This is a genomic window from Undibacterium sp. WLX3042 (assembly GCF_049544825.1).
Classification (GTDB): Bacteria; Pseudomonadota; Gammaproteobacteria; order Burkholderiales; family Burkholderiaceae_D; genus Undibacterium.
Genome location: NZ_CP186698.1, coordinates 3,250,956 through 3,265,486, shown reverse-complemented (window position 1 = coordinate 3,265,486; position 14,531 = coordinate 3,250,956). Strand labels below are relative to the sequence as shown.

Annotated in this window: 12 protein-coding genes; 8 read left to right on the top strand and 4 right to left on the bottom strand. The window is 52.2% G+C overall.

What is annotated here, in order from left to right; translation table 11 throughout:
• Positions 1-12: 12 nt before the first annotated feature.
• A complete protein-coding gene (locus ACPAOP_RS14750; protein ID WP_423680605.1) occupies positions 13-1,323 on the bottom strand; it encodes a hemolysin family protein in 1,311 nt (436 codons plus the stop codon).
• Between the two features lie 291 nt (positions 1,324-1,614).
• Between ACPAOP_RS14750 and ACPAOP_RS14745 the strand changes: the two genes are divergently transcribed.
• Positions 1,615-3,642 (top strand): site-specific recombinase, encoded by a 2,028-nt coding sequence (locus ACPAOP_RS14745; protein WP_423708519.1) that lies wholly within the window; start codon positions 1,615-1,617, stop codon positions 3,640-3,642.
• A 135-nt stretch (positions 3,643-3,777) separates the two neighbouring features.
• The gene (locus ACPAOP_RS14740) at positions 3,778-4,410 is read left to right on the top strand and encodes a YitT family protein (RefSeq protein ID WP_423680602.1); all 633 of its coding nucleotides are present in this window, start codon (positions 3,778-3,780) and stop codon (positions 4,408-4,410) included.
• Here the strand turns inward: ACPAOP_RS14740 and ACPAOP_RS14735 are convergent, their stop codons facing one another.
• On the bottom strand, positions 4,411-5,415 hold the full coding sequence (locus tag ACPAOP_RS14735) for a GlxA family transcriptional regulator (protein WP_423708518.1): 1,005 nt from the start codon (positions 5,413-5,415) through the stop codon (positions 4,411-4,413). It lies immediately after the preceding gene.
• A 193-nt stretch (positions 5,416-5,608) separates the two neighbouring features.
• Here ACPAOP_RS14735 and ACPAOP_RS14730 point away from each other — a divergent pair, with 193 nt between their 5' ends.
• The 5 genes from ACPAOP_RS14730 to ACPAOP_RS14710 all read left to right on the top strand — a co-directional run bounded on the left by ACPAOP_RS14730 (position 5,609) and on the right by ACPAOP_RS14710 (position 11,934).
• Positions 5,609-6,715: an S-(hydroxymethyl)glutathione dehydrogenase/class III alcohol dehydrogenase gene (locus ACPAOP_RS14730; RefSeq protein ID WP_423708517.1), complete on the top strand. Its 1,107-nt coding sequence runs from the start codon at positions 5,609-5,611 to the stop codon at positions 6,713-6,715.
• Positions 6,716-6,732: 17 nt separating this feature from the next.
• Positions 6,733-7,602 (top strand): S-formylglutathione hydrolase, encoded by an 870-nt coding sequence (gene fghA, locus ACPAOP_RS14725; protein ID WP_423708516.1) that lies wholly within the window; start codon positions 6,733-6,735, stop codon positions 7,600-7,602.
• 346 nt (positions 7,603-7,948) lie between these two features.
• On the top strand, positions 7,949-9,073 hold the full coding sequence (locus tag ACPAOP_RS14720; protein WP_423708515.1) for a beta-ketoacyl-ACP synthase III: 1,125 nt from the start codon (positions 7,949-7,951) through the stop codon (positions 9,071-9,073).
• 265 nt (positions 9,074-9,338) lie between these two features.
• Positions 9,339-10,373: an HAD-IC family P-type ATPase gene (locus ACPAOP_RS14715; protein WP_423708514.1), complete on the top strand. Its 1,035-nt coding sequence runs from the start codon at positions 9,339-9,341 to the stop codon at positions 10,371-10,373.
• Positions 10,330-11,934, top strand: coding sequence for a cation-translocating P-type ATPase (locus ACPAOP_RS14710; RefSeq protein ID WP_423708513.1), 1,605 nt, complete (start codon positions 10,330-10,332; stop codon positions 11,932-11,934). Before ACPAOP_RS14715 ends, ACPAOP_RS14710 begins: the two co-directional genes overlap by 44 nt.
• A 19-nt stretch (positions 11,935-11,953) precedes the next feature.
• Here the strand turns inward: ACPAOP_RS14710 and ACPAOP_RS14705 are convergent, their stop codons facing one another.
• Complete coding sequence (locus ACPAOP_RS14705) at positions 11,954-12,475, bottom strand: TlpA family protein disulfide reductase (RefSeq protein ID WP_423708512.1); 522 nt, start codon at positions 12,473-12,475, stop codon at positions 11,954-11,956.
• Between the two features lie 191 nt (positions 12,476-12,666).
• A complete protein-coding gene (locus ACPAOP_RS14700) occupies positions 12,667-13,122 on the bottom strand; it encodes an Lrp/AsnC family transcriptional regulator (protein WP_423708511.1) in 456 nt (151 codons plus the stop codon).
• 132 nt (positions 13,123-13,254) lie between these two features.
• Here ACPAOP_RS14700 and lysA point away from each other — a divergent pair, with 132 nt between their 5' ends.
• Positions 13,255-14,502, top strand: a complete 1,248-nt coding sequence (gene lysA, locus ACPAOP_RS14695) for a diaminopimelate decarboxylase (RefSeq protein WP_423708510.1) — start codon at positions 13,255-13,257, stop codon at positions 14,500-14,502.
• Positions 14,503-14,531 lie beyond the last annotated feature (29 nt).

Sequence of the window (14,531 nt, the reverse complement as noted above, 5' to 3'; positions counted from 1 at the left end):
ACGACGATAAGACTAGGTCGTTGTTATTTCTTTTTTAGGGTAAATCCTGACCAGAACGATGCGCGGGCCGTTCATCTTTTTGACCACGGCGTCAAAACGGTCGAATTCCACTTTCTGTCCTTCAACCGGCAAGTCACCTAATTTCTGCATAATCAGACCGCCGATTGATTCGACTTCGTCACTGTCCAGATCAAAGCGCAGCGCCATGCCCAGCGTGTACAAAGGTAAGCTGCCTTTGCCTATCAGGGTGCCATCGTCCAGCAATGTCCAGTCGTTTTCATTCTGCCGGAACTCGTCACGGATCTGACCGACCAGCGCACCCAGCAAATTATCCAGCGTTAAGAAACCAACTGGCTTACTGCCTTTGTGTCCGACAATCGCGAAATGTGGTGCCCCTTTGCGAAAGCGACGGAACAGCTCCAGCGCTGGCATATTCGGCGGCACAAATTCTACCTGGCGCAAATGTTTACTCAGATCATCCAACGGCTTACCAGATTGCTGCGCCAGAAATAAATCTTTCAGGTGCAGCATGCCAAGCACCGTTTTTTCATCTTCATCAAAATACGGATAGCGGCTGAAACGGTTGCGTGCAGCCGTCTCCATGTTTTCTTCCAGGCTGGCGCTTTTGTACATCGCCACCACTTCATTGATCGGGCGCATCAGATCGGAAATTTCCAGGCCACCGAAATCGAGCACCTGCGCCATGATGCTCCATTCATCACGGATTTCTTTGCTGCCGCCGTGACTGCCGCGCAAAATCAGCTTCAGCTCTTCCGGTGAATAATGACTGTCACTACCGTGAGCAACATCCAGCCCCACCCATTTCAGTACCAGATTCGCACTGCTGTTGAGCACCCAGATCACCGGATACATCAGCCAGTAGAATGCATATAAAGCGGGAGCCGTCCACAAAGACACTTTTTCCGGCATACGGATTGCCATCGATTTCGGTGCCAGTTCGCCCACCACAATATGCAGGAAAGAGATAACGAAGAATGCAAAAAAGAAGGAAACGCCGTGGATAACATCAACCGAAGTCACCCCGAGTATGTGGAACAAGGGTTGCAGCAAACGTGCAAATGCGGGTTCGCCTATCCAGCCGAGGCCGAGTGAGGCCAGAGTAATCCCCAGCTGACACGCGGAAAGGTATGTATCCAGATGCTGATGTACTTTGATGAGCAGTTTGCCGCGCAAGCCAGCCGTTTTGGCGATACTGCGGATACGGGTCTGGCGCAATTTCACCAGTCCAAATTCAGCCGCCACAAAAAAACCGTTTAACAGGACCAGTAACAGCGCAGCGATCACTAACAATAAATTATCCAACACGAAACCTTGGTTATGAACACGGCATTACTTTAGACTAATTTACTTACATTTGCATGTAAATGGCCGTGAGTGAGACAAAAATTGGAACTTTTCCTGGTTTTCCCCGGTCAATCTTGTCACACCTCACAGGTAAAGCAGGTTCATTCAGGTATTGAACCTGCAGCCGGCACCGGCATCTTCCTCCTCCATAACCTGGCGTTCATCGTGAATAGCAAGAAATGAACCCGGCACCATGACAAATCGTGCAAAGTACGCTACAAGTTGTCAGTAAAAACTAAGGAGAATCACATGTCTTTCGATATGATTCTGGCAGAAATAAAGTCCAGCCTTGCATTAACACCGGCATATAACGACATCAGTCCTCTGCGCCGTCTGGTAGCACAAATACGGCCCCGGCAAGCGACCGACAAGCAAAGAGCGACCGATAACATAAGGGCATTGTGCTTTGTGTTACGCCAGCATCCGGCATGGCGCAAGGCGCTGCGTGAATATATGCTGCAAGTTATCAGCACCCGCACCCTGGTTCATTTACTGACAGATACCGGCATCACCTTAAACAATGGCTTCTGGGGTGCTGCCTGGCAAAGACTGATCAATAAATTTCTGCCGCCCTTAGTCAATAACGATTATGTGAAAGACATTTTCGGGCAAATCTTTGATCACCCTTCCGATCACATCTGGGTCAACGAGTTGGATGAAAGTACCTGGCAAGATCTGATCGACAGTATCGGTTTTCGTACCTCAAAAGCACGACAGGCGCATGCGGCGTTGACCAACGAAATTCTGAGCGCCGTACAGGTATTGTCATACCGGATAACCAATATCGGACTGGAAGCGGAGCTGGTACGCAATTATCCTGAGATCGAAAGATTCGAGTCGCCGTTTCTCCGGCAAAATGATGAGATCAATAATTACGTGATCAGTTATCGCACGTGGTTAAACGACTGCACAACAGCACGTGAAGACAATAAACATATCGAAGTCTTATTGTCGCAGTGTGACGATATCGTCAACCGGATACGCAAAACCGCCGCTGTTGCAGGGGTTTCTGTCAGCCTGACCCGCTTGCTGTTGCGCCTGACGCAAAGCATGCACAGGTTACGCAGTCTGCTGGATTTACTCGACAGCACGGACGCCAACGAAGTGTCCTCAATAGCCATATGCTTATTCAAAGAACTCGTCAGTGCCGACAACAAACGTCACAGCCTGACCGACCTGATGCAGACCAACACCGAATTACTATCGCTGCAAGTCACAGAGCGTGCAGGGAAAAGCGGTGAACATTATGTGACCAATAATCGCAGTGAATGGATGGCGATGCTGCGCTCGGCGCTCGGTGCTGGCTTTATCGTCGGCTTCATGGCAACGATCAAAATCCTGTTCAGTAAATTAGCACTTGCCCCATTTGGGTATGCGGTTCTCTTCAGTCTGAATTATTCAACGGGTTTCATGTTGGTACATGTACTGCATTTTACGATTGCGACCAAACAACCGGCGATGACTGCCGCACTGATTGCCCGTGCAATCGATGAAGGTAAGCAGAAACTTGATGAACTGGTCGAACTGATCGTACGCGTGTTCCGCTCACAGTTCATTGCCATCATAGGCAATATCGGCTTAGCGATACCGACGGCCTACGTCATTGCGTGGGTCTGGCTGTGGATGACCGGCAGCCATTTAGTCACGCCGGAAAAAGCTGAACATCTTCTGCACGATCTTGATCCGATCAACAGTCTTGCACTGCCGCATGCCGCGATTGCCGGCGTCTGCTTATTTTTATCGGGATTAATTTCAGGCTACTACGATAACAAAGCCAGCTACGGACATATTCCCGCACGCTTACGACAACTCACCTGGCCAGGAAAAATACTGGGCGAAGAACGTCTGCACCGCGTTACCGATTATATCGGCGACAATCTGGGCGCTCTGGCGGGGAATTTTTTCTTCGGTATTATGCTGGGCACCATTGGTCAGTTAGGCGTTTTCTTCGGACTGCCGGTCGATATCCGCCATATCACTTTTTCCAGTGCCAATTTTGCTTTTGCATTAGTCGGTCTGGATCATCAGATCAGCTGGCAACTGGCATTGTATTCATTACTCGGCATTTTGTTGATTGGTGTCGTTAATCTTGGCGTCAGTTTCAGTCTGGCGATGCTGGTTGCTCTGCGCTCACGTCGCGTCAGCTTTGGTCGCGGCAGTACGCTGGTACATTTGTTGTGGCGCAGGTTCCGTTCCGGTGGCAGGGATTTTTTCTTTCCCGGCAAAGAGCCACATGCGGAAAATCCAGCGCCAGAACAACGCGATCAGCAACATTAAGGCGTCTCTTCTGGGTCTGTTATTGATGCAACTCAAGTCTCTGGCTCACAGCAGTTTCCAAGCATCGTGAAGCTGCTGCGCGCGCCAGATCAACAGGTACAATAAGCGTCCTTTCCGGTTCCGACGCTTCCCATCATGTCAACGCAGCCCACACCATCCAAACGCTTTATTCCGCACAGTTTGCTGGAAGACGTGCTGGCAATTCTGACCGGCACGCTATTTGTCTCGCTCGGGGTCGCGCTCTTCAATCAGGCCGGCTTACTGACAGGAGGTACGGCAGGTCTGGCATTCCTGATTCATTACCGTACAGGCTTGTCGTTCGGCACAGTCTTTTTTCTGGTGAATTTGCCGTTTTACTGGCTCGCCTGGAAACGTATGGGCTGGCGTTTTACGCTCAAGACATTTTGCTCGGTCGCGTTGGTGTCTTTATTTTCCGGGCTGCATCCGAAACTGGTACATCTGGTCGATGTGAATATGCTGACGCCGTTTTATGTTGCCCTGATTGGTGGCTTACTGATGGGCGTTGGATTTATCGTATTGTTCCGCCATCAGGCCAGCCTGGGCGGGATTAATATTCTGGCGCTGTACCTGCAACAGACGCGCGGTATCCGCGCTGGAAAAATACAAATGGGGCTGGACTTCGTGATTGTGCTGGCGTCTCTCGCCGTCGTCACACCGCTCGCACTGGCAGCCTCGATACTCGGGGCTTTTGCACTGAATCTGGCGATCAGCCTGAATCACCGCCCCGGTCGCTATATGGCGATGTGATCACTTTATCGCACGCAATCTGGCGCGATAATCGGTCGGTGAGCAGCGTAAACGTTTTTGAAATACGCGGCGCAGATGATCATCGCTGGAAAAACCGCAACGCGCTGCAATGGCCTTAACGGGCGCATTTTTTTCCGCATTGTCTGCCAATAACTGACAGGCAAATTCGACCCTTGCCGCTTCAATAAATTCCAGCGTGTTGACACCGACTTCCTGATGAAACAGGCGACTGAAATTGCGCAGACTCATGCCGGCCATTTTCGCCAGTTGCACCACCGGCAAACGCTGATGCAGATTCGCCATGATCCATTGCTGCACATCGCGGATATTCGATTGCGCTGTTTTCTGACTCAATAAATGCGTGCTGAACTGGGATTGTCCACCCGGCCGCTTCAGATACACGACCATGTCACTCGCGACTTCCAGCGCCAGCGCATGGCCGCAATCGGCTTCAACAAATGCCAGCGCCAGATCAATACCGGCGGTCACGCCCGCTGAGGTCCAGAGATTGCCGCTGCGGATAAAAATCGCATCTGCATCGACCTGAACCGCAGGGAAATCCTGCTGTAATTGTGCGGCAACGCTCCAATGCGTCGTTGCATGTTTGCGATCCAGCAGCCCCGCCTGCGCCAGAAAAAATGCACCAGAACACAAGGCCGCCAGCCGGTTAATTTTCGGTGCGACCGCCGACACCCAATCGATGATTTCTGGGTTGTCGGCCAATGCGGCATTGATGTGACGGGAGCCGACGATAATCGCATCGTCGGGTAACGCCAGTGTACTCAGCGCCTTGGTCGCCTCCAGACACATCAGCGTATCGGAGCGCACCATACCGATCTGCGTTGCAGCGATTTTTACGTCATATGCCGCGGGCTTGCCCTGGCGCTGCAAATGAATATTCGCATATTCAAAAACGGACATAGGACCAATGGCCTCCAGTGATTTAAAACCGGGGTAAATCACAATATCTACGGTTCTCGGCAAGTGGTGCTTTTCTGATTTCATCAAACACATCCGGCTAAATTAACAACGACATGATAAACGCGATCAGGACGCCCGTCATTTTCAGCCATTCTTCAGACGTTTTGCGCCACACTACGCGATAAGCGATGCAAGCGCACGTGCTATCCGCGACAATCTGCGGCATCACATCATCTGAAGAGCGCCATTCCCGGCGTTCCCTCTTTAAAGGATTAACATGAAAACCAAAGCCGCCATTGCCTGGAAAGCTGGAGCACCATTGACCATCGAAGAAGTTGATCTGCAAGGACCACGCGCAGGTGAAGTGCTGATTGAAGTCAAAGCCACCGGTATCTGCCACACCGATTACTACACACTGTCCGGCGCTGATCCTGAAGGTCTGTTTCCGGCGATTCTGGGCCATGAAGGTGCCGGCATCATTGTTGATACCGGCCCGGGCGTTACCAGCGTGCGCAAAGGTGATCATGTGATTCCGTTGTACACGCCAGAATGTCGTCAATGCAAATTCTGCCTGTCACGCAAAACTAATCTTTGTCAGGCGATACGCTCGACTCAGGGTCGCGGCCTGATGCCAGATGCTACATCACGTTTTTCTCTGGATGGCCAACCGCTGTTCCACTACATGGGCACCTCGACATTCTCCAACTACATCGTCGTGCCGGAAATTGCCGTCGCCAAAGTCCGCGAAGACGCGCCTTTCGACAAAATCTGCTACATCGGCTGCGGCGTGACCACCGGAGTCGGTGCTGTTGTATTCAGCGCCAAAGTGGAAGCCGGCGCGAATGTCGCCGTATTTGGTCTGGGCGGTATCGGTCTGAACGTGATTCAGGCAGCCAAAATGGTTGGTGCAGACAAAATCATCGGTGTCGATATCAATCCTAAACGTCAGGAAATGGCACGCAAATTCGGCATGACGCACTTTGTGAATCCGAATGAAGTTGACAACGTGGTGGATCACATCACGCAACTGACGGATGGCGGTGTCGATTATTCGTTTGAATGCATAGGCAATACCAAAGTCATGCGCCAGGCGCTTGAATGCTGCCACAAAGGCTGGGGACAATCCTTCATCATCGGCGTGGCGGAAGCCGGTGCAGAAATCAGCACCCGTCCCTTCCAACTGGTGACTGGACGTGAATGGAAAGGCTCTGCCTTCGGCGGTGCGCGTGGTCGTACCGACGTGCCGAAGATCGTTGACTGGTATATGGAAGGCAAACTGAATATCGACGATCTGATTACCCATCGTCTGCCGCTGGAACGGATCAATGAAGGTTTTGATCTGATGAAGAGCGGCGAATCTATCCGTTCTGTTGTGCTGTACTGATGATGGCGGACGTCACGATGAAGGCGCTGCCTGAAGGTGTGGAACTGCTGAGCCAACACGCGTGTTTTGGCGGGCTGCAGCAGTTTTATCGTCATGCGTCCACAGAAATCGGGCTGCCGATGCGCTTTTCAGTTTTTCTGCCACCGCAGGCACTGACAGGCGCTGTATGCCCGGCGATATTTTTTCTGGCAGGTCTGACCTGCACCGAAGAAACCTTCATGATCAAAGCCGGGGCGCAACGCGTCGCGGCGCGTGAAGGGCTGATACTGATCACGCCGGATACCAGTCCGCGTGGTGCGAATATTCCGGGTGACAGTGATGCCTGGGATTTCGGCGTCGGCGCGGGCTTTTATCTGGATGCAACCGAAGCACCGTGGAGTGCACACTACCGCATGGAAAGTTACATCGTCCATGAACTGCGCAAGTTGCTGAATCAGTTCTTGCCTGTCGATCAGGAACGTATCGGTATTATGGGGCATTCTATGGGGGGACATGGCGCACTGACACTGGCTTTGCGTCATCCAGGCATCTACAAAAGCCTGTCCGCATTTGCACCAATCGCAGCGCCTAGCCAATGTCCGTGGGGACAAAAAGCGTTTACTGCTTACCTCGGCTCCGATCAGACAAGCTGGGCGGCACATGATGCCAGTGCGCTGATGACACAGCAAAAACACGCTCCGTATCCGCAAGGCATCCTGATCGACCAGGGTGAAGCAGATCAGTTTCTGGCGACTCAGTTATACCCGCAACTGTTCGTGGCAGCCTGCGAGCAAGTGGGACAGACACTGAATCTGCGCTGGCATGCCGGCTATGATCACGGTTATTACTTCATCAGCAGCCTGATTGAAGATCATCTGTTGCATCATAAAAACCAGCTTTCGGCTTGATCCGGTTGCGGCTGAGGTACGGCAAAATCCTTACCTCAGCCATTCCTGAGCTGCGGCCCGGAGTAGTCAGTCTGTGCGATTTCCGGCTTGAAGATACTTGTTTCATGTTTATGCTTTTGCACCATCAACCAGCATAAAAATGCTATTTCTGTCGCCGCTTCGGTCAATACCGCCCAGTTTTGTGTAAAATTGGGCGACAACGAGGCGCTGACAGCGCATCACATGACCAACATCAGGGCACCGCTATCCCTCATATTCCGATCAACGTCACCGGTTCAGTGCGCCCAGTGCGCTCTGTACATGATCACGTAGCGGAAATGCAGTGCCCGGCACAAGAAAGAAAACGATGAACAAAGTAGTCATCAGCGGCACCGGCCTTTACACCCCTTCCCAATCCATCTCCAACGAAGAACTGATCGCCTGTTTCAACGCCTACGTACAAAAATTCAATCAGGAAAACGCCGCAGCGATCGCTGCCGGTGAAGTCAAAGCGCTGGAAGAATCGTCTGTCGCATTCATAGAAAAAGCATCCGGCATTAAATCTCGCTATGTCATCAACAAAGACGGCGTGCTCGATGTTGACCGCATGGTGCCGCGTATTCCAGAGCGCAGTGACGACGAACCCTCCGTCATGTGCGAAATCGCGATCAACGCTTGCCAGCAGGCGCTGGAACGCGCAGGCCGCACAGCGGCAGATGTGGATGCCGTCATCTGTGCTGCATCGAATATGCAAAGAGCCTATCCGGCGATGGCGGTCGAAATTCAGAATGCGCTGGGCATTGACGGTTATGGCTTTGACATGAACGTTGCCTGCTCGTCCGCCACGTTTGGTATTCAGGCAGCAGTCAGTGCGATACAAAGCGGACAAGCCCGTGCGGTGCTGGTTGTCAGCCCGGAAATCACCAGTGGTCATCTGAACTGGCGTGACCGCGACAGTCACTTTATTTTTGGTGACGCCTGCACCGCCATTTTGCTGGAGCGCGCTGATCTGGCAACATCGAAACATCAGTTTGAAATCGTTGGACTGAAACTGAAAACCCAGTTCTCCAATAACATTCGCAATAATTTCGGTTTTCTGAACCGTGCTGACGAATCCGGCATCGGTAAACCTGACAAACTGTTCCGTCAGCAAGGTCGTAAAGTATTCAAAGATGTCTGCCCGATGGCAGCAGCCATGATCACCTCGACCGTAGAAGCGTCCGGCATCGCAATTCCGGATGTCAAGCGCTTCTGGCTGCATCAGGCAAATCTGAATATGAATCTGCTGATTTCCCGCATGATACTGGGTCGTGATGCGACACCGGAAGAGTCGCCAACGATACTCGACACCTACGCCAATACTTCCTCTGCCGGTTCGATTATCGCTTTCCATAAATATCAGGACGATCTGGCAGCTGGTACGGTTGGCGTCATCTGCTCATTTGGTGCGGGTTATTCGATTGGTTGTGTTGTGGTCAGAAAACTGCCGTAAGGCCAACTGAGGTCTGCCGGTGCGGAATGCGCTGTCTGACATAATATCCGTGGCTGCCGCTGATACCGGCAGCCATTTTTTTGACTGAAACACTCTGCGGTGGCTTGCCAGAGATACGGCTTAGCCCGCTCTCTGCGCCACATCAAGTTCAGCATCTTCATTTTTTTCCACTGAAGTATGGCTGTTACACTGTATTCTGCATTGCGATTTATCCCGTTTCGCTTGTACAGCGTCGCGCACGACCACCAGTGACAGGTTCAACAATATGGCTGCAGAAGATACATTCATTAACTCGGGTTTAACGACACTGAGCGCGCAGGAAAAACTCCGGACCGATGGAGCGAATGAACTGGCGTCGGCACAACCGCGCAACATCGGCAGCATGATATGGAAAGTCGTCAGTGAACCCATGCTGCTGTTGCTGTTTGCGTGTGGCGGCATCTATCTGGTTCTTGGCGATACACATGGTGCTGTCGTACTGGTATTTTTTATCCTGATTATCGTCAGCATCAGTCTGTTTCAGGAACATAAAACTGAACGTGCGCTCGAAGCGCTGCGTGATTTATCCAGCCCGAGAGCCATCGTAATACGCGACGGCACACAGCAAAACATCCCCAGCAGGGAAGTTGTTTGCGGCGATCTGCTGGTGTTATCTGAAGGCGACCGCATCGCCGCTGATGCCATATTACTGTCGTGCATGAACATGAGTGTCGACGAGTCCTTGCTGACGGGGGAATCCTTACCCGTTGAGAAGGCAGTGACAGACCCCGCACCACTGACGATGGGACAAGCTGGCGGTGAACACATGCCCTTTGTGTTTTCCGGATCGCTGGTGGTGCAAGGTAAAGGCCTCGCACGCGTGATGGCAACCGGCAGCCGCACAGCGATAGGAAAAATCGGTCAGGCGCTGGCCAGCGTGCAGCAGGAGCCGACACGTGTGCAGACAGAGACGGATAAGGTCGTCAAAATGATCGCCGCCGCCAGTCTCGCCGTTGCGCTGCTACTCACAATATTCTACGGCGCCAGCCGCCACGACTGGCTGAACGGTATTCTGGTCGGTATCACGTTTGCCATGGCACTGATACCGGAAGAATTACCAGTCGTGCTGGCACTGTTTCTCGGCTTAGGTGCATGGAGAATTGCGCGGCAACGAGTGCTGACCCGGCGCGTACCAGCGATCGAGATGCTGGGAGAAACAACAGTGCTGTGCGTCGATAAAACCGGCACACTGACACAAAATAAAATGGCGGTCGCGCTTGTTCGCGCAAGGCAGCCACTATGCCATCAAGCCCGGCCATGAACAGCCTCAGGAACTGGCGGAGGAATTTCACGAGGTACTGGAATACGCGATTCTGGCCAGTCATCGCTCGCCGTTTGATCCTATGGAAGTGGCGATTCAGGAATTCGGAAAATCAATGCTGGGGCAGACTGAACACCTGCACGATAGCTGGACTCTGGTCGATGAATATCCGCTCTCAAAAGAACTACTGGCGATGTCACGTGTATGGCAATCCGCCGATCACACGCATTTTGTGATCGCCAGCAAAGGGGCGCCCGAAGCGATTGCGGATCTCTGTCATCTCAGTACTGAGCAGATAAACGCTTTACACAAAGAAGTCGATTTGCTGGCGCAACAGGGCTTGCGTGTGCTCGGTGTCGCCAAGGCACGATTCAGCCCGGAAACAATATCTTTGCCTGAGGCTGAAAATGCGGGTAAAAAACTGCCGCCTATCCAGCATGATTTCGAGTTTGAGTTCATCGGTCTGATCGCGCTGGCCGACCCGATCAGGGCTGGCGTACCAGCAGCGATACAGGATTGCCAGAATGCCGGCATCCGCGTGATCATGATTACCGGCGACTATCCGGCCACCGCGCAGAATATTGCTCAGCAATGTGGCTTTGCGGCAGCTACCGGCATCATGACCGGAGCTGAATTAAACGCCATTGACGATGCCGTACTCAGCGAACGTGTGAAGACAAGCAGTATCTTTTGCCGCGTATCGCCAGAGCAGAAACTAAGGCTGGTCAATGTACTGAAAAAAAATGGTGAGATCGTCGCGATGACCGGTGACGGCGTCAATGATGCTCCTGCATTAAAGGCCGCACATATCGGCATTGCGATGGGCAAGCGTGGTACGGATGTGGCGCGCGAATCAGCAGCGCTGGTCTTGCTGGATGATGACTTCACAGCGATTGTTGCGACCATACGCTCAGGACGGCGCATCTTCGATAATTTACGCAAAACGATACGCTTTATCATTGCGGTGCATATTCCTGTGATCGGTATGTCACTGATTCCGGTGCTGGCAGGCTGGCCGCTGGTGCTGATGCCCGTGCATATCATGGTGTTGCAACTGATCATAGATCCGACCTGTTCACTGGTGTTTGAGGCGGAGTCAGAAGAACCTGATGTGATGCGCAGACCGCCACGTTCCGTGAATGCCAGTATTTTTGGTACCGCAGTGTTACGCACCGGCCTGCTGCATGGGACTGCATTGCTGCTGACAGTTGCCGGTATTTACTGGTATGCCTTGCAACATTATCCAGACACCGGAGAAGCCCGCGCGCTGGCGTTCACGGCGATGGTGATAGGAAATATCGGTCTGATTTTTATTCATCGCAGCGTGTCATCGGACATCATGCACAATCTGCGGCTGCCGAATCCGGCATTGTGGTGGGTGGTTGCTATCGCCTCGGTCATCTTACTGCTGGCACTGACCGTACCGGCCATCAGTGCACTGTTCCACTTCGGGCAACCTGCGTTATCGGAAGTGCTGATCAGCGCTGCAACGGCTCTGCTTTGCATCTGCTTGATTGCCGCAGGCAAAGCTTACCGTTATCGCCAGCGCCGTCTTTACTGAGCGAGGTTGTGAATAAACCTCAGGCGGCCAGAGCTTTTTCGAGCAAGCTGTGCAGTTCGGTGAACGAAGGTTCACCGACATAGCGTTTTAAAATAGTGCCCTGTTTGTCAATCACATAGGTGGTCGGCGTCAGTTTGACATCGCCGAAAGCCTGCGCCAGCCTGCCCTGCACATCCAGTGCGACATGAAATGGCAGTTGCCGGGTTTCTGCGTAATTGACGACATAATTCGGCGGATCATAGCTCATCGCCACCGCCACAAATTCCAGACCTTGTTTGTTGTACTTCTTGTAGGTCTCTATCATGCGCGGCATTTCCGCGATACAGGTAGAACAGGAGGTTGCCCAGAAATTGACCATCACTACCTTTCCACGCAAATCCTGAGTCGAGAATTTATCGCCTTTCAGATTAGTGAATGTGACTTGCGGCATGGAGGGTCTGGCCACAACTGACTGATAAAAAAGAAACCCTAGCACAGCCAGTGCAATGGCTGCGACGACGGCAAAGATAGCGAATTTACGGGGAGAAGACGGAGCAAGCATAGGACTTCCTCATTAGTTCAGTGATAAGCGCGCATTATACGGTTAATGCGTGACAGCGGTAGCAAGCCACTCTCGCCGTGCCGCACTGACTGCCCGGCTCCTGACTTTTATCAAATAAACAGACACCGGCAACAGAAGCTTAGCGCTACTTGTATACACAAAGAGGTCATCAGAAAACAGCCGCTGGCATGTCAGACGTCTTCGCTGGCAGGCGCAGTAATGGTCTTGCCAGCCACATGCGTTGTCAGCACAATCGCTGTCGAAGTTGAGCCAAAAGCATTGAGTTCATTGATAATGCGCTGTAAATGTTCGACATCGGTTGCCAGCACTCGCATCACTGCGCCGTCTTCACCGGTCACTGTGTAGCAATCGATAATTTCAGGACAGGACGCGACATACTGCGCATAAGGTCTGCCCTGTTGTGTCGATAAACGTATCATGGCCGTGATCTGATAACCAAGCGCCCTGGGATTCACGTCTGCGCGGTAGCCGCGTATGACTTCATTGGCCTCAAGACGCTTGATACGTTCTGAGACGGCAGGCTGACTCAGATGCACCTGACGGCCAATTTCCGCATGCGACATGCGCGCATCCTGTTGCAATAAATTCAGGATTTTCCGATCAAAATTATCTATTTTGGGATTCATAAGGAGACAAGAGAATTTTCCGTTGAATTCCATCCATCACGGCTGAATTGCTTATGGAATCCTATTTAAGCATCACGAAGTGCTTGTTAGAGTAGAGCTTACACTATACCCGCTAAGGTTCAAGAGGTCATCATGACAACCACTATCAGCAATGCCCAGATCGCGCAGATCGCCAACGAATTTCACACACCATGCTGGGCTTACGATGCCAGCATCATCCGTCAGCAAATCGCCCGGTTGAAACAGTTTGACGTGATCCGTTTTGCACAGAAAGCGTCCAGTAATATTCATCTGCTGCGCCTGATGCGCGAACAAGGTGTGATGGTGGATTCTGTTTCTCTCGGTGAGGTTGAACGGGCACTGGCGGCCGGTTATGCGCCAACCGACTATGCCGATCAGACACATGCCCCTATCGTGTTCACTGCCGACCTGCTGGATCGCAATGCATTGAAACGCGTGGTCGAGCTGAATATTCCGGTGAATTGCGGTTCGCCGCAAATGCTGGAACAGCTTGGACAGGCACATCGCGGGCATCCGGTCTGGCTGCGTATCAATCCCGGTTTTGGTCATGGTCACAGCCGCAAAACCAATACCGGCGGCGAACAAAGCAAACACGGCATCTGGTTTGAAGAATTGCCGGATGCGCTCGACATCATTGACCAGTATGGTTTGCAACTGGTGGGTCTGCACATGCACATAGGCTCAGGCGTTGATTATGATCATTTGCAAAGCGTCTGCGATGCAATGATCGCGCAGGTAAAAACCGCAAATCGTGACTTGCAGGCGATCTCCATCGGCGGCGGCTTATCGATTCCTTATCGTGGCGACGAAGCTGTGGTCGACACCGATCATTATTTCCAGATCTGGGATAAAGCGCGCAAAGAAATTGAAGCGCATCTCGGCCACAAAATCAGTATGGAAATTGAACCGGGACGCTTTCTGGTTGCGCAATCGGGCATCCTGATTTCTGAATTACGTGCGCAAAAACAGGTCGGCAGTAATTTCTTTGTACTGGTCGATGCCGGCTTCAATGATCTGGCACGACCTGCTATGTATGGCAGTTTCCATCGCATTTCGGCACACGCCGCAGACGGAACACCGCGCACGACCGCATTGAAGCCAACCGTGGTGGCGGGTCCTTTGTGCGAATCCGGTGATGTGTTTACGCAGGAAGATGGCGGCGTCGTGACAACGCAGGATTTACCCGCCTGCGAGATCGGCGATCTGTTTGTCTTTCACGATACCGGCGCGTATGGTGCCAGCATGTCGTCGAATTACAATTCACGCCCGCTGATTCCGGAAGTGCTGGTCGATGGCGATAAAATCACACAAATCCGCCGTCGTCAGACCATACAGGAACTCATCGCTTTAGAGCTGTAATACCTGACATTCCATTGCGATGAAAACGA